Origin of the sequence: Nonomuraea sp. NPDC049784 (genome assembly GCF_040659615.1) — a bacterium.
Classification (GTDB): Bacteria; Actinomycetota; Actinomycetes; order Streptosporangiales; family Streptosporangiaceae; genus Nonomuraea.
The window spans coordinates 62,834-82,999 of record NZ_JBFAMX010000006.1; the positions used below are offsets into that span (position 1 = coordinate 62,834).

Consider the following 20,166-nt stretch of genomic DNA (forward strand, 5'->3'; position numbering starts at 1 on the left):
CCTATCGGGCCACCTTCAACCTCGTGGGAGTGCCCGCCGCGCGGCATGGATCAGGTTGTGAGCGTCAGCGCCGTACACCGCAGACTCCTGCAACGTCTTCCAGGTGCGCAGGTGAGTGTTCACGCTGGCTTGGTCGTCGATCCACAGTTCTGCGTGCCAGGTTTCCACGATGACCTGACGATCGTCGTAAATCCAGAAGGCCGTTGCCGGAGGGATCTTGAGCAGCGCGGACAGGGGGATGATCCCAAGCTGGACGGTGTCCACGCCAACCGTTCCGGCGAGGCGGTCGAGCTGGGCGGCGAGCACCGACGGCGGGCAGATCAGGGCGTGAAGAGCTGCTTCCCACATGATGAGGTGGAAGCGTTTCGAGGAGTCGTACAGCGCCTCCTGTCGCTTGATGCGGGACCGTACGGCCTCCTCGACGTCGCGTGGCGACTGCTGGAGCTCGGCGTATCTCGAGAAGATCGACCGAGCGTAGTCGGGTGTCTGGAGGATCCCGAAGATCATGGCTGGCTCCCAGCCGCGAAATACAGAGGCGTTCTCGTGCGCGCTGAGGTGGGTGTCTTGAACCGGCTTATGACCTGCGGCGAGTTGGCGCCGCCATGATCGAATGTGGGACTCGAAGCCCCTGAGCCTCGCAAGTAATTCGTCGTAGGCATCGGGCTGGTCGATCGCCTCTACCCACTTGCGCAGATCGTCGGGCGTGGGTGTTTGCTTGCCGTTCTCCAGCTTGCTGACCTTGGACTTGTTCCACCCGTACTTCTCGGCGAGCTGCGCACCGGTGAGCCGGCCTCCAGGGGCTGAGAGCCGAAGTTCGCGCAGGCGCGCTCCAAGCGCTTCCCGTGCTTGCTGGTAGTCCGTGCTCACCGGTGCGCACCTTATCTACTCCTTCGCGGTCAGCTGCGCCGCGAACTCCTCGTATGGGACGGCATGATGCATCGCCGTGTCTCGTGCCATGGAGTACCGCAGCACAGCCGGCGGTTCTGTAATCAGCTGGACGTTGACCAGATTGTCGGCGTCGTCGAAGTTGAGTAGTGCCACGAGCCGGGAATCGAAGATCCAGAAGTCTTCGGCGGGCAGGCCGAGCTGGTCGGCGTCCACTCGCCAGAGGTTGAAGATCTTCTCGCCCACGGCACTGTTGCGACGTGCGTTGTCGAGCAGGTAGAGCTGCCCCGTGGTGGGCGGGTTATCGACGATGCGGACACGCTCGAACCGCTTGCCGAGAGCGGTCTGTTCGCGGCGTTCGGCGCACCATGCCGCATCGACCCCGTCCCAGTTCACGGGCTCGCCTCGCGTGAACTGGGCGTAGGTGTCCGTGAGTTCATCGGAGGCGTAGCGACTCCGTGTCTCCAGGCGCCATGCCGTGTGCTCGAACTGTGTGAAGAGTCGATCGAATTCGTCCAGCGTGATGATGTTCGGCACGCGAGTGACCTCCTTCGGGCCGAAGTCCACGAGCAGTTCCCGCGGAACCACGATGGCCGTCTCGCCCTGATTCAGGTGCCGAAGCTGGGCGATGTCCTCGCGGTTGGTAAGTGGCGGGCCGTGCACGATGATCTCACCCGTGTCGAGATCTTCATGAATGGCAGGGCATCCGTTGACGCCGGAGTCTGTGCCGTTGAAGCGCAGTCGTCGCGCCATGGCCTTTCCCTTCCGCTGGGGGCTGATCTCTCCAGGTTCCCCCGAGGCCGAAGACTCATCTACGAGGTTCTGCCGACTTAAATTAGGAACATTGCGCAACATCACCAAGCAGTCAAGCAACTTCGCGAAACCTCCGTAGTGCCTCTGAGGGTGTCGTCCCTAACGTCCAGGTCATGGCCAGTCTTGGGTCCGTTCCCCCCACACCATCGCCCGCGTCTGGTGCCGCGAGCAGGGCTGCCGACGACGCAACCGTGACGCGGCGTCAACAGGCTGAACCAACTTCGCGTCCCATCGAGATCCCTGAGTTCCGCGAGGTTGGGCAACGACCAGACGGCTCGTGGACTGCTGTTCACAAGCCCACCGGCGAGGTCATCGCTGCGCCGACCTTTGAGTGCCTGGAGCGCGTCGAAGCCCCGGTGGTCCGCCTCGTCTACGGCTGGCGGCGCGGCCGGTGAGCGCCCGGCCAGCAGACTCGCGCAGCCGCGACAGTGCCGCCGGCCGCTGTGAGGTTGCGCGATGACAGAGGAAGAGACGCGCGCCTACTGGGACATCCCGGAAAACGGCCAGTACATGTGCGACGTGCTGATGCGTGTCCACCCGGACTGGACGCTGTGGCGAGAGGAAGGCGTCTGGCACGCCCGGTATGGGACCTGGCCTCCGCATCAGAGGATCAGCGAGCGGTGCGCCGGACTGCTCAACCTGACGATCAGGCTTGGCGGTGCACTCTCGTGAGCGGTTACACCGCCATCCCCTACACGATCGCCTACGCCAACGAGATCGTGACGGACCCGCTGGCCTTCCAGTCGTACGGGGGCCGCCTGCGGCTGGCCTACCAGCCATCCAAGCCCGGCGACTGGGTGAAAGGGCCGAAAGCAGCATCGTGGGAGGCTGGCATCCTGCGCGCCAGGGTGCGAGACCTGCACGACAAGCCAGACAAGCGCGGCCCCGAGCGAATGCGCAAGCTCAACACCCGACGCCAGTGGCGGTGCATGGACAAGCAGCTGTGTCAGGTGTGCGGCCACCCGGCGACCGATCCCGAGACGGGGCTGATCCCGTGGGCGTTGACCAAGACCGTCTTCGAGGAAACCGGGCCGGACAGTGGGCGGACCAACGCACCGCCGACGTGCTGGACGTGCATCCCCAAGGCGCTGGCCGAATGCCCCCAGCTACAGGACAACTTTGCGGTCTACACCGTTGCCGCCTGCGAGAGCGTCGGCGTGCTCGCCCACATGTACCGGCCCGGGATCGCCCGGCAGATGGTCCGCACCGAGAAGAACGTGTTCGTCGGCTGGGACTGGCACGAGCATCATCGGCGAGCGCTGGCCGTGGCCCAGGTCGTCGAACTGCACGGCATGAGGCCAGTGCCAGTGGAGGAAATCCCGCATGCTCAGACGCCTGTGCGCGTCCTGAGCCCATAGACCGCCCGGCTCCCGCGAGCAAGGCCTTCAGAACAGAGCGGGAGCCGGGCCAGCCAGACCACTCCCGCCCGACGCCTGGAGGGTCTCCGGGCGGGGGTGCAAACGCCGTCCTCGGAAGCGGGGCCTGCTGCTCGCTCGGTCGTCTCACACGGCGCGTGGCAGGAGGCCCCCTCCGAGGACGGCCCGAGGTCGCTCCCGGAAAGGACGCCAGGCCGCCTACACCCGCACAACCCTGGCGTCCGCTGTGAGCCACGGGCACGGCTCACAGCAAGAAGGCCCCAACCGGTCGGTGATCCGGTTGGGGCCTTCTTCGTGTGAGAAAACGGCAAGGAGCCGCGCTGCCCAGATTAACCGATCATGCGGGCGTTGGGTCGGCTCCGAGACAAGGTCGGCGCCTCGTCCGCGGTGACCAAGAACACGGCCAGGTGGCCGCCGTCGTTCTCATCGATGAGGGCCCCGCTGTAGTCGAGGTCGCACGGTCGGCTTGTTCGATGTCGCTTGGGGCACGATCGGCAACATCGCTCGGTGCCGCGGCGGTGGGTCTGCCCATGTCGATCGTCGCCGGTACTACCGGCGACTCAGCCATCGCCTTCCAACTGATGTTGAGGGTGGGTGCCGCCCGCTGGAGCACCCTCGACACGGCGGGCGGCACGACAACGTGTCCGAATGTGGACAGACGATTCTTGTCAACCAGCGGCATGCTTGGAACGTCCCACAGCGCCTTCCCTACGTCTCAGGAGACGCAACATGGGCTACCCGTCCCAGCCACAAGACCCGTACGGCCAGCAGCCGCCCCAGCCCTACGGCTACAGCGGCCCCCAACCGACGCACGGGTACGGGTACCAGCCGCCCACCAGCCCGCCACCCCCGCCGCCGCGACGCAACACTGGCCTGATCGTCCTCCTAGCGGTCGGCATCCCCCTGCTTCTCCTTGGGGGCTGTGCCGCCGTCGGCTTAGTCCTGTTTGACAGCAGCAAGGACAGGGTGGTGACCGAGGCCGACTCCCCGGTCGCCAGGATGCCGTCCAAGCAGCCAGAGGCGAACCAGCCACCCGCAACGGAACCCGCCCAGCAGCAGCCGCAGGAGCAGCCCAGGCAGGAGCCGCCCGCAGCGACAGTCGGTGGCGCCATCACCCTCGAGGGAACCGATCCGGGCCTGAAGATGACCGTGACGCTCACCAAGGTGATCAACCCGGCCACTCCAGCGCAGGACTTCATGAAGCCGAAGACGGGCAACAAGTTCGTGGCCCTGGAGATCACGTTGGCGAACGCTGGTCAGGCCGTTTACAGCGACTCCCCAACGAACGGCGCGATGCTGATCGATGGCGAGGGGCAGCAGTACCGGACCACGTTGTTCGACGTGCGGGAGGGACAGTCGTTCGGCGGATCGGCGACGATCAACACGGGGGACTCACGTAAAGGTGTGCTCGTGTTCGAGGTGCCTGAGGGCGCGAAGCTGGCCAAGCTCCAGTTCGCGTTGAACAGCGGGTTCGCGCAGCAAAAGGGCGAATGGACGCTGTCCTAACTCGACGGAGTCTCGGCCGGGTCGGCGTTGCCGACCCACAGCTGCGCGAGTTCGGCAGCGAGCTGGTCCAGCTCGGCCAGCAGCTGCTGCGCGAGCAGGTCGCCGACGAATGGCGGGCGCTCAGGACGAGCAGAAATTTGCCCAGTAGGTCCAGTTTTCACGTGGGACAGAGTCCAACCATCGCGGCGGCGGATTACTGCGAATGGGAGCTGGGTCGGTCGCGGGTGAGTCCTCGAGATGTCCGCCTAGGACGGTGCCATCGGGGAGCTTCAGCAGCAGATCGACTCCTGCCGTGGGCCATATGTCTCTCGCGTGCTTTAGCACCGATTGAGCGTTGAATTGCATCTCCCCTGTCGGTAGTACTTCTGGGCGCGCCAGAATTAGGACGGCGCGTTCAATTCCTCTGCCCGGCAGCGGGGTAAGGCCGTGTATGGAGGAGAGCTGGTTCAGGATAAACGCGAGGTTGTCACGTTCGCGGCGCGTAACCTTCTGGCGAATCAGCGCTTGGACGAACCCTTGGACGGCGCGAGAGAAGTACCCGAGCTCCTGTCGCGCCATGACTGTAGTCGGGCCCGAGGCTCCCGGCGCTGGGGTCGATTGGAGCCGCCCGTCAAAGTGGACGATGAGCTCTCTGTGGACGAGGGAATGGCGGAGCCCGACCGTGTTGGCGTACAGACACATGAAGCGCTTCCAGAGATCGGGTTCGTTGAGGAAGGGCTTCTGTCTGGCGAATCCATTTCCCGTGGTAGCGTTCTTGCATTTTGACTCAATGCTCAACGGGTCTCCATTCGCCCTGGGACCGAGGACCTCGTCGGCGATCAGGTCCAGGACCTTCCACGCGACACCGAAAATTAGCGGAGTAACATCCACCTGTGTAGCGCTGGCCCCATTGACGTATGCGACTGCCCTAGCAGGCGCCCCGCCGGGGGCTGCGTGGATGCGTGGCGATTGCCGATCTTCGTCGAGGTAGTCGACGATCTGTAGCCCAGGCGGCACCTCCAGCGCGGGGGCAAGCTCGTCGAGTACGTACCGTTCGAAGGCGCTCGTTTGTTCCAGCCGTGACGGGGAGAAAGCCATATCGGGATTGACGTCCCGGCTGGGAAGTTGGTTTACACGTGGCTCCTCATACGGTAGATGCTAGGCGTGTCCTTGGGGCGAAGAGTAAACAGGGCACTCACAGCGACACTTGCTCTCGGCCGGTATCACTCGCTGAGCCCGATCGGTGGGTCCGACCGATCGGGGTATCGGCGGCCCGTGCGCTATCTGGCCTCGTCGGGTAGTGGCAGCGGTTCGTTGGGGCATCCTTGGGCGATCTCGGTGAGCGCCGCCTTCTCCCGTGTATCCACCGTCAGTCCCCAGCGGACCTTCACGGCGGTCCACTCTGTAACGTATCGGCAGCGGGCCGGCTCGTATGGAGGTAGCCAGTCGGCCGGGTCCTGGTCAGCCTTTGACCTGTTGCTGCGGGCGGTCACGGCGACCAGGTGGTACGGGGCGGACAGGTCGTTGGCGTAGTCTTCGCGCTGTTGGGGTGTCCAGTTGGAGGCGCCCGAGTCCCAGGCTTCAGCCAGGGGTACTAGATGATCAACGTCGAGCGCGGATGCCTGGCCGACGGTGACGTTGTCGTAGTAGGAGTACCAGCGTCCGCCGGTGAGTGTGCAACGTTCGCCGACTTGCGGTGCCTCGATCGCCTCGTCGATCAATACTTCGTTGCGAGTGTTGCAAGAATCGCGGTCGGCGTCGATCCAGTGCTTGAAGCTAGTGCGTTGATAACCCTGCCTGTTCTCGGTGCTGACGGGTAGGTCGGCAACGGCATCCCACAGTAGGGGTGGCGCAGCTGCGGCGGCGAGGCGCTGGGCCGCGGCTTGAGAAGGAGAAGCGGCTATCAGGGTGGCGACAAGGGCGGCGGCGAGAATTGCCGAACGCCTGAGGGGGTGACGCATGAGCCTCCGCTTGCATGATAATTACTCTAAGCAATCAATCTTATACGAAGAGTATGCATCACGGCGATGTGTTGCCACTATCGCTGGAGTGAGGAACGCGTCTCGGCGTGCACGGGGTCGGGGTCCTCGGGGAGGGCAGGCTGTTGGCTTGTTCCGGGCCAGGGCGGCGCTAAGCGATCATGCCTTTATTGATTTCTTCCCTCAGATGAGGGAGGATTTCCAAGCAAGCAAGATCTATGGAGGTGCAATGGCCGAGTTGGCCCCCGATGAGAACGAAGACCCGGCCGCCCAACTGCTGCGCTTGGGCGGCCTGAAGATCCAGTACTTCCACGACGCCATCCGGGCCGGTGAGGGGGATCGTAGGGCGTGCACGTCAGACGACCCCAAGAACGCTCCCGGAAGCCGCGACTACTTCGCGCGTATGCGCACGCTGCGGCAGAGGCTCCGCAAGGAACTCCAGTGGAAGCCTTTCGATCTAAGCAACCTGCTGCCCTTGGTGGTCAACCCCGACAAGACGCTGGCCATCGGCGTCGTCCTCGGGGATGCGTACACCGGGGTTCCCGGACCTCGCCACCCGAGGAGTAAGCGCCCCCTGGGCGAGATCAAGCAGGGCCTCGTCGAACAGAATCGCCAGGGCGCCCTGTTCGACCTGCCTGCTGGCCCGAACGAAGCGGTCCTCACAGACGACGAACTCGCCGACCTGGAAACCTACTTCCTGGTCACGCATCGACGGGTGACGAACGACAAAGTGATCGTCCAATGCGAGGTATCCAAGGCCGTCGAGTTGGACCCACAGAACTACGCCTTCAGATGGCGCCCCCGCATCTGCCTGCCGCCCCTGGAGTTTGAGGGGGTGATCGACTACATCGAGGGCACCGACGACGGCCCCACCGAGTTCGAGGTGCACATCGACGAGCACTAACTCACCGGATTCCCCCTCCGGACCGAGCACGAGCATGAGGGAATCATGGTTACCCCATATCGCATCACGCTAGCCCGCAGGCGTCGCGAGCTCAGAATCAATGAGCTCGCGAGGCTTCTCCATATTCACACGCAGACCTTGTCCAACTACGAGAACGGCCGACACCAGCCGGCTGATGAGGTCGTTGACCAGATCGCCGAGGTGTTGCGCTTCCCTGTCAAGTTCTTCTATCTGGGAGATGTTGACCCGATCGAGGCGGAAGCGATCTCTTTTCGGGCACGAAGCAAGCTTGCCCCGAGACGTCGTGAACTCGCCCGGGCGGTAGGCGAGCTTGTTGTCGAGCTCCACAAATGGATCACTGGCCGATTCCGCCTCCCCGAACCCGATTTGCCTACACTAGGCAAGCCAGATCCCGAGACCGCCGCCGTCATGGTGCGCTCCCAATGGGGACTTGGTCTGGCTCCGATCTCCAACATGGTGCATCTCCTGGAATCCCACGGTGTTCGGGTGTTCTCACTGGCCCCCGAATACGAGGACGTTGACGCGTTCTCCTTCGTTCGGGACTCCACCCCCTTCGTCTTCTTGAACACCCGCAAGAGTGCCGAGCGCAGCCGCTTCGATGCTGCTCACGAGCTTGGGCACCTGATCCTTCACGGTGAGGAACGGCCGGTGGACCGCCCTCAGGCCGAGGAGGAGGCACACGCCTTCGCGCGCGCCTTCTTGATGCCTGCTGACAGCGTCGTAGCACACATGCCGCCGTCTCCGTTTGTGGACCAGATCCTGAAAGGCAAGAAGATCTGGAAGGTGTCGGCGCTAGCCCTGACCTACCGGCTACACGACCTTGGCGTAATGTCCGACTGGAACTACCGGCAGGCATGCATCGAGCTGGGCAAACGAGGCTACAAGACAGGCGAGCCAGACGGCGCTGCGCGTGAGACCTCACAGCTGCTGGACAAGGTGCTTCGTGCGCTAAGGGCTAAAGGGATCGGGACGCGGCAGATCGAGCATGATCTCGCCATACCAGCACAGATGGTCAACGACTTCGTTTTTGGGCTCACTATCGTTGCTCTAGCAGGCGATGGGGGCGGCCCAAGAGAACGAAGCCACCTGCGGCTTCTAGAGGCTTAACGCTGCTCCCTGGGAAAGGCTGCAAGAAAGGCCCCGTCCAGTAGGCGGAGCCTTTCTTGCCGTCGCCGTCTCGGGTGGTTTCTGCCCCTCGGAAGACGGGTCGGCGCTTTCGCCTTGTCTGGGGTTAGCAGGATGCGAGCATGCTGCTAAGGGCGCTCTTCTCGGCGGAGTCCACGCTGAGGCCCCAGTACCACTTCACTTGGATCCAGGCCCTGGCGTAGGTGCAGTCGAATGAGCTGCGTGGTGGCTGCCACTCCGCAGGGTCCTGGTCGCTCTTGGATTGGTTGACGTTGTCGGTCACCGCCCACAGCTGCGGGCCGCCCAGGTCGTTGGCGAAGGACTGCCGCTTGGACGTGGTCCAGGCCCAGGCCCCTGAACTCCATGCCTCGGCCAGCGGCACCATGTGGTCGATGTCGACGTCACTGGCCTGGCTCCAGGTGGCGCCGTCGTAGGGGCTGTACCAGGAGCCGGAGACGGCGGCGCAGGAGGAGTCGGTGACCACGTTCGTGCCGTCCCGCTTGAGCACCTCCTCACGCGTGTTGCAGGTTCCGCTGATGGTGATCCAGTGGGGGAACAGGGACCGGTCGTAGGTGGACTGGTGGGATTCGGGGATCACGGTCAGCGCGGCAAGCCGGCTGGTGGCCGTGGAGGCGGCGGGGATGTTGGGCGGGGTCGCTGACGCTGGTCCTGTGGTGAGCGTGAGGGCGAGTAACGCGGTGAGGCCGGAGGCGAGCATGACGGTAGCTCGTCGCATCGGGACCCTTCCTGGCAGCGGTCCTCGGCCAGGGAATCCTGGTCAGGGGGCGAGGCCGATACCAGACGGACCATCTCAAGCAATCTCGTCGCGCGAACGTGTCGGACGGGACAGATTCATGAACGCCAAGTGGCCGCAGGGGATGGCGGTGGCGCCACCACTACCGCAGTGGTCAGAAATGCGCTCTGGAGGGCAGCGCCCCGCACCCGCCGTCGCGCTGACAGGGGAGTGCGGGGCTCCGCTCGACGCGTCAAGCGCGCTTCCACCGCCACGTCGTCTTGGTGTACTGGACGCACTTGTATCGCTTGTTGGTGCCCTTCGCGTACCCGTACCGGTTGTGCGCGGCCTTGGGGCAGTATGCGCCGGGGGTGATGCAGCGCCACACGTTCCCGTCACGCTTATACGTGCACGAGGGAGCGGACGTCTGGGTGCTTGCCTGGATGGCGGCGGACGCGGGCAGCGAGATGGCCGCAGGGGCGGCCAGGGCTGAACCGATGAGGGCGGCCGACACCAGCAGACGCTTGAGCACTATGAGCTCCAGGGGGTAGTTGGAACGCGACATAGCTGAGACGACTACTGAGGCGTCGGGGTTGGCGATCTCGAGTGTCCACATCCGGCCAAGCTCTGGGGCGCTCGTTAGAGGACAGACACGACAAGAGGCTGCTGAACCAATACTGTTAGACACCGCATCAACCCGCCCCGCCACCACCACCCGGAGCACACGCCATGCCCCGCAAGGAGCCCAGCCCCAGGCAAGTCGCGTTCGTCGAACCTGGCGAAGCGGCAGCAGAACCGCCTGCGCCTCGCGTTCGCAGGCCGCAGCGCCTGCGCGAAGTGCAGTGGACCAACTTGCGTACCACCAGCGCTCGCCTGGATGCGGACACGAACGACCGGCTCACTGCCGCCGTTGGCCGCACTGGGCAGGGTGTGCAAGACATCTGGGAAGAGGCCGTCAACTTCTTCGCCGACCGGACCGGCATCCCCGAGGAGATGCCAGCCGGCGCGGACCTGAAACTGCCCTCACCGACCGAGTACCGCACGGCGGGCCAGGACCTCAAGCACACAACAGTGCGCCTCACCACGAACACACGCGCGCGGCTCGCCGCTGCGGCGTCGAGCCTCGGCCTGGGCGGCAGCGAGTGCATCGTGGAGGCGCTCAACGCGTGGTTCGACGAGTTGGGCATCCCGGGCGAGTACGACCGGGAAAAGGTCGTCGCGCGGCCGAAGCTGTACTCGACCGGGGTGCGGCTCGACGACGCGACGAATCAGCGCGTCAGGGCCGCGGCCGAGCAGACGGGCGAGAACCTGACAGGCGTGTGGGAGGCCGCGATCAACGCCTACGCCGGCCGCCACGGTGTGCCCAAGCAGATGCCGGAGGGTTCGGAGATGTCTCTGCCGACGCCGCGCAGGGGGAAGTCGGGCAGCGGGCCGAAGCCGATGGCCGTGCGGTTGACGGAGAACACGCGGGCGCGGCTGGTCGCGGTGTGCGTACGCCAGTCGCGGACGGGCGCGGAAGTGATCACGGAGGCGCTGAACGCGTACTGCGATCGTCTCGGGGTACCCGCACGCTGAGAAGGGCCGTCGCATCCATCCGCGGCGGCCTTTCTGCGTGCTCGCCCGGGTGGCGGGGCGGTTAGATGCGCTTGGCGCGGTCGAGCAGCCGGTGAGCTTCCGGGTCGGGCATCAGGCCGCCCTCCGGCATGCACCCGTGCTCGCACGGCATGCCCTCGACCGCGCCCCAGAGCCCCAGACCAGAGGACGCACCTCGTACGCCCGGCACCAGCCGTCGTCTCCGAGCGCCGCGCACGGCTCAGGCATGAACCTGTCCATCGCGCGGAGCGCTGGCCGGGCCGACGTCGGGATAGAGAACCCCGCCTCGGCCATGCGCTACGCCTCACGCTTGCCCCCGGCGATCGCCGTGCACTGGTCATGACACAGCCCCTTACAGCCGACGTCAGGCACCTTGGCGTACAGCTCCTCCAGCAGGGTGTCTTGCCGGTCGGTCCACTCGCTCATCGTTCGCGATCCAGGCCCTCGAGGTCCTGGCGGTTGAAAGAGGGAGCGTGTCGGGTGGGGCGGTTAGTGTCTGCTCTCGATCGCTGGGAGCACCGACCGGGCCCACGATTGGCGGCCCGGCCGATCATAGGCGGGTCTGGAAATATGCCCGTTCTGGCACAGCCGCAGGTCTCGACCATTGCTCGCCCCTAGTAGGCAAGAGCCAAGCACGACCACGGAAGGCCTGGCCCTTACCCACAGGTGACGGCTAGCCTGTTGTCATCCGGTACACCCATAGCACGAGCGAAACAGCTCCAGCTGTGGCGAATACCAGGATGCTGAGGCGGACGGTGCGAGACGTGCTTGCGAGGCTATTTCGCACCGTTCGCCCGATTTCGCTAGCGACCACCTTCCGCCAATCCGGCTCTTCGTCGGGCATTACCCCCTCCAATCGGTGGATCTACGCTTGGGCACCGCAACAACTTAGATGCTGATCGCGATCTGCGCAGCACCACCGAACTCCATTCTGGAGAGGAAATTGCCTACCTAGAGGGAAGCTCCTTCACCGCCAGGCGATGAACCTTATCCCTGCATCATTCTTTGTCTAGATCTTGACATGTCAGACGGTGAACACCCCTATATGCTTCCCTGAGCCCAGGAGGTGGTAATGCTCAACAGCAATAACGGCATCGAGCTGTCGCAGGCACGAATCCTCGGCGCCCTCAACAGCTCCTCACTTCCAACACGTGTCGTGACGGCAGTCAAAGAGGCGACCCACATAGGTGTGACCTACATCAAGGTGTCCCGCGACGACACCCCAGTCATATTCCGGCACTACGCCGTGACCTGCGAATACACAATACCTAGGGAGGCCGAGAAGCCCGGACGAGATAAATCCAAGGGCCGCCCCACCAGAACGGTTTCACATGAGGAAGTGACTCACGTATGGGAGATTCAGGGCGCTCGGCACACTAAGCACGAGATGCCCGGCTCATGGGTCTATGCGGATTCTCGCGCCGCAGTATCTAGCTTCGCTTACCTGCTCATGCCGCACGCAGGGATGTGGAACGAAGGCGACATCGATGAAATAGTTGATCTCCGCGACATGCTAGGCAATGTGCTACAAAGAGCCGGAGTAAGAACAACTGGAACCATACCCCGCATTCCAACAGACGATTCAGACGCAAAAGCGGCCAAATTGGCATCACTCGTGGCCACGGCTATCGATGCGAAACAGAAGGATGTCTCACCTGCCACGCGCAAAAGGATCGCGGTCGCCCTATATGAGGCCGGAGAGAGAAACATTCGCCGCATAAGTTCCCTCACCGGCCTATCCCGCGAAACAATCTACAAAGCCCTTCAAGATGAACATATCGAGCGCTGATCAGGCCTCGATGCTGAGGACTACCGCGAATATTCGGCCATACGAGTGGAGCCGTACGCCGCTCGTACGGGCCCGTGATGATCGGTCAGCGGGTGAGATCGGCCAGGGCGACGCGGGCGGCCAGGAGGTCGCCTTGGGCGTGCTCGTAGCCGTCCAGGACCTTGGCGACGAGGGGTCGGGTGTCGGCGTCGCGGACGGCGAGGGCATGGGCGAGGTCGAGCGGGGTGGACGCGCATCTTTCTGTGAGGGGTGCTGGCCCGGCGCCCGGGCCAGCGAAGAACGACGAAGGGCGCGAGCAGCCAGCTCGCGCCCGTCCGTCACTGGTGCCTTTGTCACGTACGATTCCGTGGGTGGCCGGAGGCGAGACTCCTCCGGCCACCCGACAGTACCGCGTTAGGTGACCGCGCCGGCCTTACGGACCTTCTGCGCCGCCGTGTTAATGTCGGGCACAACGTATTTGGTGAATACATCCATTATGGCTTCGCCGAACGCGGTCTTAACGATGGACTCCGGCTGCTCGCCGAAGCGGGTCGCGAGGAACAGCGCTTCGACCAGGTAGGGCACCGACTCGGGGTAGCGACGACTATGCGTGAAGCCGGCCCAATCGTTCGAAAGGGTCACCAATAGCTTGCGCAGATCCTCGTTGTGTATCCCCCAGCGACCATCCGGGATTTCTTTGATGCTTAGGAAGGCACTGACCAGTGCGTTGTAACGATCCTTCCCGGCGGCTGCGGCGCTCTCGTCCCCGTTCTTCCACGGAACGCTCACGTTCCTGTAGATCCGTTCGATGACCACGTGCGTGTACTCGTGCATGAGGGTGCTGGCGAAGTGGACTTCCGGATCGATTTTCGTAGTGGAATAGTCGGAGACGTAGACGGCTGCCGGGAGGTAGTCCGTGTAGCCGACGGCTTTGGTTGGGAGCCTGACAGCAGCCTCGATGGTATTGCCCGGGATGAGCACCGTGACGAATTTTTCCTCGTCGTGCCCCCACTTCGCAGGCTCGTCGGGATCCAGCGGGTCGCGCTCGCCGTGCATCTGACCCGCCGCAATCAGCAAGATCTCGGACAGGACCTTGTGCTTGCCCGCGGTTTTCACCAGGAAGTCGATAGCTTTATCGAAGTTGATGTAGCTTTGCCGGTAGACTTCCGGGTCCATTGAGCGCCCCGAGGAACGTAATACGTCGGCAACGCTGGCGGGGCTGCTCAGCTGGAACCTTGGATTAGCTGTACCGGCTGCCACCCATTTGGTAATCGTCGGTGACTTGTACGGTGTGGAGTACGGTTCGGCCATGACCCCTCCTGATGATCGGCTGTGCCGAGAACACTAGGTCAGATACCAGTACTCGGATAGTGGTTACCCATGCCGTTCTCCGCTACTTTTGCGCGTTCGACGGCCAAAACCTAGTACGCGAACGGGGTGCGGCCTCATTTCTACCGGTCAGCGACCCACGGCTCAGTCGCAAGATCAGAAAAGAACCTCTGCCCAACTTATAGCGCGTTATAAGTTGGGCATCCACCCTCTGGCCAACCCGGTCATGCAGCGGGCTCGTCCGGAGTGACGCCGCACTCGGTGTTACCGGTGTCGGTGTCGAGCGGCAAGCCGGTGACCCGGGTCTACAGCGGCCGCGCGGCCATCTGCCTCTTGAAGTCCGTGCCAGGCCGGAACTTCACGACCCACTTGGCCTCGACGGGGACACTCTCACCCGTCCGGGGGTTGCGCGCGTCACGGCCGGCCTGCTGCGCGGGCTCGAACTTGCCCCAGTTGGGCACCTGGACGGTGTTACCGGCCACGAGCTGCTCGCGGATGTAGTCGAACACGCCGGTCACGTACCGCTCGGCGTGCGCGCGGCTGGGCGCGTTGAGCTGCTCGGCCAGGTGGTCGACGATGTTGCTTTTGGTCTTGATTTCCATGGGGTTCTCCCTAGATCGACAGTCGCTGTGGGCAGCGTATTGCGTCAGCGGTCCCGCTGGCGCTATGGGTTAGGCGTTGTCGGCGGATTCGTGGCGGGAACCTTCGGTCCGGTCCCGGTAGTACATGACGGTCTGGTGCGTCACCCCGTACTGTGCGGCCAGCTCGGCCAGCGTCGCACCGTTGGCCAGGGCCTGCCTGGTCTCGGCCGCGCGCTGGTCGGTGCTGCCGTCTCGAGGGCGGCCGCCCTTGCTGGGCGGTGGCGGTCCGGTCTCGGGCCGACCCGCGCGCTGCCATCGCAGGTCGCAGGCGCGGCACAGGTTGCGCTTCTTCACCTGGACGGCGCGCTTCCGGCAGCACGAGCACACCCCGCTCACGTGTCGCCTGCCTGGGCGAGCCGCCAGCGCGTGACGGGCAACGGAATGCTGTAGTCGCGGTCATTGCGCAGGCCGTGCACCGCGAGGATGAGGCCCTCACGTTCCATCCTGCGCAACGTCGGGACCAGCGCAGAGCCGTCGTACTTGCCGCCGTACCTGTTGTTGTTTCCGTACCTGATGTCCAGCACCCGCGCCAGCTCGGTCGAGGTAAACTCCGACCGCGGGTAGCGCTGAAGATGCGCCATGACCTGGGGCATGTACTCGTCGTAGCGGTTCCCGTTGCGGGGTCGCCCTTCCAGCTCCCGCAGGTACCGCTGCACCGTCCGCTCGGTCGTCCACAGCCGTGCCGCGATTGCTGCGACGGTCTCCCCCTCCTCCAGCAGCTCGCAGAATGCCCGGAACCGGGCGCGCTTGTGCACGCGCATCTTCTTCAGGTCTACCGTGTGGGTCACGGCTGTACCTCTTTGATCATCTCGGCGGCCTTCACGTGCGCCGCCTTCCACGTCAGGTGTTGGGTCTCGACGAGCGCGCTGATCAGCTTGTGCCAGGCGATAGCGGCGGTCTCGGCGAACGAGACGGCCAGCTCCCCGCCGAGCGGCTCGGCGAGCGACCAGAGCCACGTCTCCTGTTCAGCTCTCGCGGCGAGGTGGCCGAGGAACGAATGGCGGCAGACGGTGATCGAGCGCCCGCATGGGGGGCAAATCGTACTGTCGAGTTGGGTCATGGTCATCTCCTAGAACAGGGCTTCCTGCAGAACGGACGGGTCGGGTTCGGGTGAGGCGGTGGATGCGGGCGGGCGCCGGGCCGGCCCGAACCGGGTCACGAGGTACGACTGGTCGCAGATGTCCGCGACCTGCGGCAGGTCCACCGGCTCCTGCTGCTCGACGTCGGCACGCCAGCCGAGCACGTCGGACAGCAGCTTGTCGGGTGCGTTGGTCAGGTAGGTGCCGTCCACGGAGTCGCAGCCGATCGCCGCGGCGTACCGGTAGCGCTTTCGCGAGTTGACGCGGCCCATGTGCCGCCATTTACCAAGGTCGCCCGCGTAGGCGGCCAGCGCGGCCGCGGCCTTGCTGAGCTTGAACGCGTCGCTCCCGGCGATAAACAAGGAGTCGTAGTCGTCGTCGTGGTCCCACATGTCGAGGTCCATCAGGTCCTGCGCGGCCAGCGCCGCGGGGAACCCTGTGTCCCTGATGCGGGGCAGCATGTCGCGTGACCGCTGCCAGGTGCCGGGGTGGTTGAACGGCACGTCCGGCGCGACCACGAACCGGCACCATGGCGCGAGGTGGCGCAGCTTCTTCAGCAGCGCCAGGAACTCCTCGTCACCGACGTACTTGCCGCTGAACGCGCCGTTGTCGATGCAGAACTCCCAGCCCTCTTGCAGCTTGTTGCCTTGGCGCGGGGTGCAGATCGCGCCGAGCCGGCCCGCGCGGATGTGCGCGCGGATCGGCTCGGTCGAGGGTGGCGTCATGTAGACGGGGGCGAACATCTACTCGTCCGACAAGCGGCCGGTCTCGTCGCCCGCCTCGTCGTTGATGACGTGGCAGTGGGCGATCTCCACCTGGTCCGCGCGGCCGACGACCAGGTTGAGGAAGCCGCCCGTGTCGAGGCATTCAGCGATCGACAGGCCGAAGTACTTACCGTCGCTTCCGATCATGTGCTCAACGATCCGGCCGACCCAGCCTTTGCTACGGATGTACTGAGGGTCGAGAACGCGGACGACCGCGCCGACCGGGATTCGCTTGCCCCGGCAGGAGGGCGCGTAGCCGGGCGTGGAGTCGTACCAGCCGCCGCGGTCACGGTTGCTCTGGAAGATGGGGCGGATGTGCGGGCTGTCCCAATCGGGCTCTCTCTTGGACATGTGGTCTCTCCTGAGGGGATGGGCCCGCCCCACGATCGGGGCGGGCATGATCGTATGCGGTACCGCTTACGCTTTATGTCAGGCGGCGAGGCTGAAGGCGAACCGGTCCAGCTCGACGTCGAGAATCGCCTCGATCACAGCGCAGGTCAGGATCTCCGCCATGGGCGGGGGTACGGCATTGCCGATGAGCTTGACCTTGTCGCGCGCGGTGTCGGCGACGAACTCGTAGTGGTCGGGGAACGACTGCGCCCTCCGCAGCTCGGGGATCCGGAGCATCCGGAACAGGATGGACGACACGTCGATCTGGCCGTCCAAGGTGAGCAGCGCCCACCGGTCCCGGGTCGGCAGCGTCCCCACCGGCTCGTTCACACCCTGCGTGCGCCCGTTGCCGTAGTACGCCATGAGCAGCGTCTCGGGCATGGGCAGGCCGGCCGGGGCGGCGACCAGCGACTGGTGCCCGGTCGTGGTCACCGTGCGCATGTGCTCGCTGGTCGGCGTGACGTGCTCGCGCCCGTCGCCCTTGCTGCCGTTGTTGCGCATCAGGAGCGATAGCGGCGGCTTCCAATCTGGCGGGATGCCGAGCCCGTGATGGAAGCCGCCGGCCGTGACCGCGTGCGCGGGGTCCTCGAACGCAGGCCTCGACTTGAACTCGTCGCCACCGCCGCGGAACGGGAACATCAGCGGCAGCATCCCGTCCCGGAAGTCCGGGTCAGTGGCCAGCGCGTGGTTAGAGCCGTCCGAGACGAGCGTCGCCAGCGGGTCCGTGGTCGGGTCGGTGTTCCGAGGGCGGCCCGACCGCATCAGCGACAGGAACGCCGGGAACGCGCCGGGCGGGGTGTCGGGGTCGAACGCGATGCCGTCTTCCAGCCGGGTCGTGCTGGTCCGCTTCGGCAGGCTGACCGGCCGCGCTACCTTGCCGTCGCGGCCTTCGCACGGTACGACGAGCGCGTTTGCCTCGCGCGTGGTGAGCGCGGGGATCGGCTCGTCCACTCCCCTGGGCCCGTCGTTCCAGGTGCCGCCCGCAGGTGTGATGAAGGGCTTGATCCAGTGCTCCTCGACTCCGGCGCGGATGCGCGCGATCGTCTTCGGCGCCAGGCCCTCGGGCTTCTTCTTCGTCTTCTTCCTGCTGCCGATCGGCGTCCCGAGGTCGGTCCAGTCGATCGTGTACGCGGCGGGGAGGACGGGCGGTTCGATGATCTGCCCCTGGCACGCAACTTCGGGGCACACCCACACGTACTGGCCGTTCTTGCCGTAGACGCCCATGTCCACGCCGCGCTTCTTCCACGCCCTGACGGCCTGCACCCAGCCGCCGTGGCGGGGGCAGAACGCGTATGGGTCGAACCACTTGCGGTAGTTCGGCGTGCGGCCCACGGACTCGTGGATGCCGGAGATGAGCATCCGGTCGCGGGACTGTGGGGTGGGCAGTGTGGTGCGTCCCTGCACGTGCGCGGCGTTGACGGCGTGGATTTGGATGATGTAGCCGAGCTTCCGCAGCTCGCGGATCCACCGGTCCCAGTGCGCCCACAGCCGGGCCTGCACGACGTTCTCGACACCGAAGCCCAGCACCGGCTTGCCGTGTTTCTCCTGGCAGTGGCGCAGGTAGGTGACTACCTCCTCCATCAGGGCGCGGCTTCTGATGCGGGTCTTCTGGTGCTCGGTCAGGTTGTCCAGGTCGTCGGCCCAGAGGGCCATTTGGTTTTCCTTGTCGAAGTACCGCGTCTCGCCCGATGCCGTGCTGAAGGCCGGGCAAGCAGGACTCGCCCAGAAAAAGCTCGCGTACGGGAAGCGCTCGATCGCGTCGGCCGCCTGGACGTCGCCGAGCCAGAAGTCCACGTCGGGATGGTTCTTGACGTACGTCCACTTCGCCGTCTTGGCGTGGTTGGAGGCGAACTTCAGCCGGGTGCCGGGGACGGCGGCGATTCCGGTCCCGGATCCGCCCCCGCCCGCGAACATCTCCGTGACGTCGATCTCATCAGGGAACAGCCGGTTCAGCATCCGGACTCCCCGCGGGCAGAGTCCTCGGCGGCGGCCCTGTCGGCGCGAACCTGCGCGACGGCCTTGGCCAGCTCGCCCTCCGTGGGGAACGGGATCCGGATCATCTCCTCGACCTGGCGGTAGAAGATGAAGCCGGAGGCCATCAGAACCGCCTCGTAGCCGCCGGGTGAGGTCCAGAGCACGGACACGGCCCCCATGGCTCGAAGCCCGGGGTCGAGCGCCCTCCCCGCGTGATTTTGGGCAGGGGGTACTGCAGAGTGGTCGTTCATCAGGGGCTTGCCTTTCGCGATTAGCGAGGGGTTAGAAAGCCAGCGAGAGCTGGGCGGGCCCGTTCAGGCTGGCCAGCCACGTCTTGTTGAAGGAGTTGAGGGTCTTGTCATGCGCCAGCGCGGGCGCGACGCACGGGAAATACCGGTTTCGGGCGCGCAGCCGTACCCGGCTGTGGCGACATCCGTCCCCCGAACGGGCGCAGGGCTCGGCTTGGTGAGTGGCGACGTAGTCGAGCAAGGCCACCTTGCCGGGCGCTCCCGGTCACGACTCGGGGCGCGCTACCGCTCACGCCTCTTGAGAAATCCTGTTGCCAGGGCCCAAGACGGAGGACACGCTGATCGGCAGGAGGTGCTGTGAGTGGCTGAGGTCGTCGTGAGCCTGTCGGTGCGCGATCTGACGGAAGTGGACTTGAAGTGGTGTTCGTGGTCTGGTTCAGATCTGCACTTGACGTCCGTCGCACGGGAGGTGGAGCGCGCTCGGCGCGGTGCAGTGGATTACCTGGCTGTGTGCCCCCCGTCCGACATGCCTGTAGCGATCGGCGGGGTTGACTATCAGGTGAGTCCGGGAGCGGGAATTCTGTTTCAACTGGCCGTACATCCTGCGTTGCAGTCCTGCGGTATCGGGACCCTCCTGATTAATGCGGCCGAACAGCGCATTTTTGCCAGAGGGCTGCAGCGAGCAGAGTTGAGCGTCGAGGAGGGCAACCCTCGCGCTCGCGCACTGTACGAGCGACTCGGATACGTCGGATATGACCGAAAACCGGAGGCCTGGGACGCAGAAGGACCTGACGGCGTGGTCACACGTTACGAGACGATCTGCATAGTGATGCGGAAGTCGCTGCCGTGACGTCCTGGCCAGCGGCAACAACACCTTGGCAGCCTCGGCCACCAGGGTTTAATGGCGTGTTGGCTCAACACTGGATGGAACAACCCGCCGAAGCACAGCCGGATTCTTGATCCACCGCACGAGGATCGTCCGGCTGTCGGTGTTGTGCCAACACAGGATCACTTTGCCGGGGCTCTTTCTGGTGTAGGTGTAGCCCCGCCCAGGCGGGC

At 64.9% G+C, this 20,166-nt stretch carries 27 protein-coding genes; 8 read left to right on the top strand and 19 right to left on the bottom strand.

Annotated features, from left to right (window positions below; all coding sequences use genetic code 11):
* Positions 1-15: 15 nt before the first annotated feature.
* Both AB0J09_RS03145 and AB0J09_RS03150 read right to left on the bottom strand, forming a co-directional pair.
* Entirely contained in the window at positions 16-867 is an 852-nt protein-coding gene (locus tag AB0J09_RS03145; RefSeq protein ID WP_360684232.1) for a helix-turn-helix transcriptional regulator, read from the bottom strand.
* 15 nt (positions 868-882) lie between these two features.
* Positions 883-1,638, bottom strand: a complete 756-nt coding sequence (locus AB0J09_RS03150; protein WP_360684235.1) for a DUF6879 family protein — start codon at positions 1,636-1,638, stop codon at positions 883-885.
* Positions 1,639-2,154: 516 nt separating this feature from the next.
* Here AB0J09_RS03150 and AB0J09_RS03155 point away from each other — a divergent pair.
* The 3 genes from AB0J09_RS03155 to AB0J09_RS03165 all read left to right on the top strand — a co-directional run bounded on the left by AB0J09_RS03155 (position 2,155) and on the right by AB0J09_RS03165 (position 4,580).
* Positions 2,155-2,370, top strand: a complete 216-nt coding sequence (locus AB0J09_RS03155) for a hypothetical protein (RefSeq protein WP_360684238.1) — start codon at positions 2,155-2,157, stop codon at positions 2,368-2,370.
* Entirely contained in the window at positions 2,367-3,056 is a 690-nt protein-coding gene (locus AB0J09_RS03160) for a hypothetical protein (RefSeq protein WP_360684241.1), read from the top strand. Before AB0J09_RS03155 ends, AB0J09_RS03160 begins: the two co-directional genes overlap by 4 nt.
* A 747-nt stretch (positions 3,057-3,803) precedes the next feature.
* Positions 3,804-4,580 carry a DUF4352 domain-containing protein gene (locus AB0J09_RS03165; protein WP_360684244.1) on the top strand — a complete coding sequence of 259 codons (777 nt, stop codon included), beginning with the start codon at positions 3,804-3,806 and terminating at the stop codon, positions 4,578-4,580.
* On the opposite strand, the gene AB0J09_RS03170 is transcribed toward AB0J09_RS03165, so the two are convergent.
* Both AB0J09_RS03170 and AB0J09_RS03175 read right to left on the bottom strand, forming a co-directional pair.
* On the bottom strand, positions 4,577-4,741 hold the full coding sequence (locus AB0J09_RS03170) for a hypothetical protein (protein ID WP_360684246.1): 165 nt from the start codon (positions 4,739-4,741) through the stop codon (positions 4,577-4,579). The two genes, AB0J09_RS03165 and AB0J09_RS03170, sit on opposite strands and share 4 nt — an antisense overlap.
* A gap of 1,098 nt (positions 4,742-5,839) precedes the next feature.
* The gene (locus AB0J09_RS03175; RefSeq protein ID WP_360684249.1) at positions 5,840-6,520 is read right to left on the bottom strand and encodes an HNH endonuclease family protein; all 681 of its coding nucleotides are present in this window, start codon (positions 6,518-6,520) and stop codon (positions 5,840-5,842) included.
* Between the two features lie 247 nt (positions 6,521-6,767).
* On the opposite strand from AB0J09_RS03175, the gene AB0J09_RS03180 reads away from it, so the two are divergent.
* Positions 6,768-7,442, top strand: coding sequence for a hypothetical protein (locus AB0J09_RS03180; protein WP_360684252.1), 675 nt, complete (start codon positions 6,768-6,770; stop codon positions 7,440-7,442).
* Positions 7,443-7,487: 45 nt separating this feature from the next.
* Positions 7,488-8,570, top strand: coding sequence for an XRE family transcriptional regulator (locus AB0J09_RS03185; RefSeq protein ID WP_360684255.1), 1,083 nt, complete (start codon positions 7,488-7,490; stop codon positions 8,568-8,570).
* 124 nt (positions 8,571-8,694) lie between these two features.
* Here AB0J09_RS03185 and AB0J09_RS03190 read toward each other — a convergent pair whose 3' ends face one another.
* Both AB0J09_RS03190 and AB0J09_RS03195 read right to left on the bottom strand, forming a co-directional pair.
* Positions 8,695-9,324: an HNH endonuclease family protein gene (locus AB0J09_RS03190; protein WP_360684258.1), complete on the bottom strand. Its 630-nt coding sequence runs from the start codon at positions 9,322-9,324 to the stop codon at positions 8,695-8,697.
* A gap of 250 nt (positions 9,325-9,574) precedes the next feature.
* The gene (locus AB0J09_RS03195; RefSeq protein ID WP_360684261.1) at positions 9,575-9,937 is read right to left on the bottom strand and encodes a hypothetical protein; all 363 of its coding nucleotides are present in this window, start codon (positions 9,935-9,937) and stop codon (positions 9,575-9,577) included.
* 113 nt (positions 9,938-10,050) lie between these two features.
* Here AB0J09_RS03195 and AB0J09_RS03200 point away from each other — a divergent pair, with 113 nt between their 5' ends.
* Positions 10,051-10,896 carry a hypothetical protein gene (locus tag AB0J09_RS03200; protein WP_360684264.1) on the top strand — a complete coding sequence of 282 codons (846 nt, stop codon included), beginning with the start codon at positions 10,051-10,053 and terminating at the stop codon, positions 10,894-10,896.
* A gap of 61 nt (positions 10,897-10,957) precedes the next feature.
* Here AB0J09_RS03200 and AB0J09_RS03205 read toward each other — a convergent pair whose 3' ends face one another.
* Positions 10,958-11,131, bottom strand: a complete 174-nt coding sequence (locus AB0J09_RS03205; RefSeq protein WP_360684267.1) for a hypothetical protein — start codon at positions 11,129-11,131, stop codon at positions 10,958-10,960.
* Between the two features lie 80 nt (positions 11,132-11,211).
* Positions 11,212-11,340 carry a hypothetical protein gene (locus tag AB0J09_RS03210; protein ID WP_360684270.1) on the bottom strand — a complete coding sequence of 43 codons (129 nt, stop codon included), beginning with the start codon at positions 11,338-11,340 and terminating at the stop codon, positions 11,212-11,214.
* Positions 11,341-11,986: 646 nt separating this feature from the next.
* Between AB0J09_RS03210 and AB0J09_RS03215 the strand changes: the two genes are divergently transcribed.
* Positions 11,987-12,703, top strand: coding sequence for a hypothetical protein (locus AB0J09_RS03215; protein ID WP_360684273.1), 717 nt, complete (start codon positions 11,987-11,989; stop codon positions 12,701-12,703).
* An 85-nt stretch (positions 12,704-12,788) separates the two neighbouring features.
* Here the strand turns inward: AB0J09_RS03215 and AB0J09_RS03220 are convergent, their stop codons facing one another.
* The 11 genes from AB0J09_RS03220 to AB0J09_RS03270 form a co-directional block, all read right to left on the bottom strand.
* Positions 12,789-13,082, bottom strand: coding sequence for a hypothetical protein (locus AB0J09_RS03220; RefSeq protein ID WP_360684276.1), 294 nt, complete (start codon positions 13,080-13,082; stop codon positions 12,789-12,791).
* 14 nt (positions 13,083-13,096) lie between these two features.
* Positions 13,097-13,993, bottom strand: a complete 897-nt coding sequence (locus tag AB0J09_RS03225; RefSeq protein WP_360684279.1) for a hypothetical protein — start codon at positions 13,991-13,993, stop codon at positions 13,097-13,099.
* A 323-nt stretch (positions 13,994-14,316) separates the two neighbouring features.
* Positions 14,317-14,613 carry an HU family DNA-binding protein gene (locus AB0J09_RS03230; protein WP_360684282.1) on the bottom strand — a complete coding sequence of 99 codons (297 nt, stop codon included), beginning with the start codon at positions 14,611-14,613 and terminating at the stop codon, positions 14,317-14,319.
* Between the two features lie 69 nt (positions 14,614-14,682).
* A complete protein-coding gene (locus tag AB0J09_RS03235; RefSeq protein ID WP_360684285.1) occupies positions 14,683-14,988 on the bottom strand; it encodes a hypothetical protein in 306 nt (101 codons plus the stop codon).
* Positions 14,985-15,440 carry a hypothetical protein gene (locus AB0J09_RS03240; protein ID WP_360684288.1) on the bottom strand — a complete coding sequence of 152 codons (456 nt, stop codon included), beginning with the start codon at positions 15,438-15,440 and terminating at the stop codon, positions 14,985-14,987. Before AB0J09_RS03240 ends, AB0J09_RS03235 begins: the two co-directional genes overlap by 4 nt.
* Positions 15,437-15,712 (bottom strand): hypothetical protein, encoded by a 276-nt coding sequence (locus AB0J09_RS03245; RefSeq protein WP_360684291.1) that lies wholly within the window; start codon positions 15,710-15,712, stop codon positions 15,437-15,439. The genes AB0J09_RS03240 and AB0J09_RS03245 overlap by 4 nt, the downstream gene beginning before the upstream one ends.
* Positions 15,713-15,721: 9 nt before the next feature.
* Entirely contained in the window at positions 15,722-16,474 is a 753-nt protein-coding gene (locus tag AB0J09_RS03250) for a hypothetical protein (protein ID WP_360684294.1), read from the bottom strand.
* On the bottom strand, positions 16,475-16,846 hold the full coding sequence (locus AB0J09_RS03255) for a hypothetical protein (RefSeq protein WP_360684297.1): 372 nt from the start codon (positions 16,844-16,846) through the stop codon (positions 16,475-16,477).
* A 78-nt stretch (positions 16,847-16,924) separates the two neighbouring features.
* On the bottom strand, positions 16,925-18,841 hold the full coding sequence (locus tag AB0J09_RS03260; RefSeq protein WP_360684300.1) for a DNA cytosine methyltransferase: 1,917 nt from the start codon (positions 18,839-18,841) through the stop codon (positions 16,925-16,927).
* Positions 18,835-19,029, bottom strand: coding sequence for a hypothetical protein (locus tag AB0J09_RS03265; RefSeq protein ID WP_360684303.1), 195 nt, complete (start codon positions 19,027-19,029; stop codon positions 18,835-18,837). The genes AB0J09_RS03260 and AB0J09_RS03265 overlap by 7 nt, the downstream gene beginning before the upstream one ends.
* 112 nt (positions 19,030-19,141) lie before the next feature.
* Positions 19,142-19,348 (bottom strand): hypothetical protein, encoded by a 207-nt coding sequence (locus AB0J09_RS03270; RefSeq protein WP_360684306.1) that lies wholly within the window; start codon positions 19,346-19,348, stop codon positions 19,142-19,144.
* Between the two features lie 120 nt (positions 19,349-19,468).
* On the opposite strand from AB0J09_RS03270, the gene AB0J09_RS03275 reads away from it, so the two are divergent.
* On the top strand, positions 19,469-19,957 hold the full coding sequence (locus AB0J09_RS03275) for a GNAT family N-acetyltransferase (RefSeq protein WP_360684309.1): 489 nt from the start codon (positions 19,469-19,471) through the stop codon (positions 19,955-19,957).
* Positions 19,958-20,166: the final 209 nt, after the last annotated feature.

Excerpts from the sequence above, each read along its gene's own strand:
- AB0J09_RS03195 (WP_360684261.1), bottom strand. The coding sequence starts at position 9,937 with ATGTGGACACTCGAGATCGCCAACCCCGACGCCTCAGTAGTCGTCTCA.
- AB0J09_RS03150 (WP_360684235.1), bottom strand. The coding sequence starts at position 1,638 with ATGGCGCGACGACTGCGCTTCAACGGCACAGACTCCGGCGTCAACGGA.
- AB0J09_RS03210 (WP_360684270.1), bottom strand. The coding sequence starts at position 11,340 with ATGAGCGAGTGGACCGACCGGCAAGACACCCTGCTGGAGGAGCTGTAC.
- AB0J09_RS03165 (WP_360684244.1), top strand. The coding sequence starts at position 3,804 with ATGGGCTACCCGTCCCAGCCACAAGACCCGTACGGCCAGCAGCCGCCC.
- AB0J09_RS03230 (WP_360684282.1), bottom strand. The coding sequence starts at position 14,613 with ATGGAAATCAAGACCAAAAGCAACATCGTCGACCACCTGGCCGAGCAG.
- AB0J09_RS03250 (WP_360684294.1), bottom strand. The coding sequence starts at position 16,474 with ATGTTCGCCCCCGTCTACATGACGCCACCCTCGACCGAGCCGATCCGC.
- AB0J09_RS03185 (WP_360684255.1), top strand. The coding sequence starts at position 7,488 with ATGGTTACCCCATATCGCATCACGCTAGCCCGCAGGCGTCGCGAGCTC.
- AB0J09_RS03190 (WP_360684258.1), bottom strand. The coding sequence starts at position 9,324 with ATGCGACGAGCTACCGTCATGCTCGCCTCCGGCCTCACCGCGTTACTC.
- AB0J09_RS03245 (WP_360684291.1), bottom strand. The coding sequence starts at position 15,712 with ATGACCCAACTCGACAGTACGATTTGCCCCCCATGCGGGCGCTCGATC.
- AB0J09_RS03175 (WP_360684249.1), bottom strand. The coding sequence starts at position 6,520 with ATGCGTCACCCCCTCAGGCGTTCGGCAATTCTCGCCGCCGCCCTTGTC.
- AB0J09_RS03200 (WP_360684264.1), top strand. The coding sequence starts at position 10,051 with ATGCCCCGCAAGGAGCCCAGCCCCAGGCAAGTCGCGTTCGTCGAACCT.
- AB0J09_RS03260 (WP_360684300.1), bottom strand. The coding sequence starts at position 18,841 with ATGCTGAACCGGCTGTTCCCTGATGAGATCGACGTCACGGAGATGTTC.
- AB0J09_RS03180 (WP_360684252.1), top strand. The coding sequence starts at position 6,768 with ATGGCCGAGTTGGCCCCCGATGAGAACGAAGACCCGGCCGCCCAACTG.
- AB0J09_RS03225 (WP_360684279.1), bottom strand. The coding sequence starts at position 13,993 with ATGGCCGAACCGTACTCCACACCGTACAAGTCACCGACGATTACCAAA.
- AB0J09_RS03155 (WP_360684238.1), top strand. The coding sequence starts at position 2,155 with ATGACAGAGGAAGAGACGCGCGCCTACTGGGACATCCCGGAAAACGGC.
- AB0J09_RS03255 (WP_360684297.1), bottom strand. The coding sequence starts at position 16,846 with ATGTCCAAGAGAGAGCCCGATTGGGACAGCCCGCACATCCGCCCCATC.
- AB0J09_RS03215 (WP_360684273.1), top strand. The coding sequence starts at position 11,987 with ATGCTCAACAGCAATAACGGCATCGAGCTGTCGCAGGCACGAATCCTC.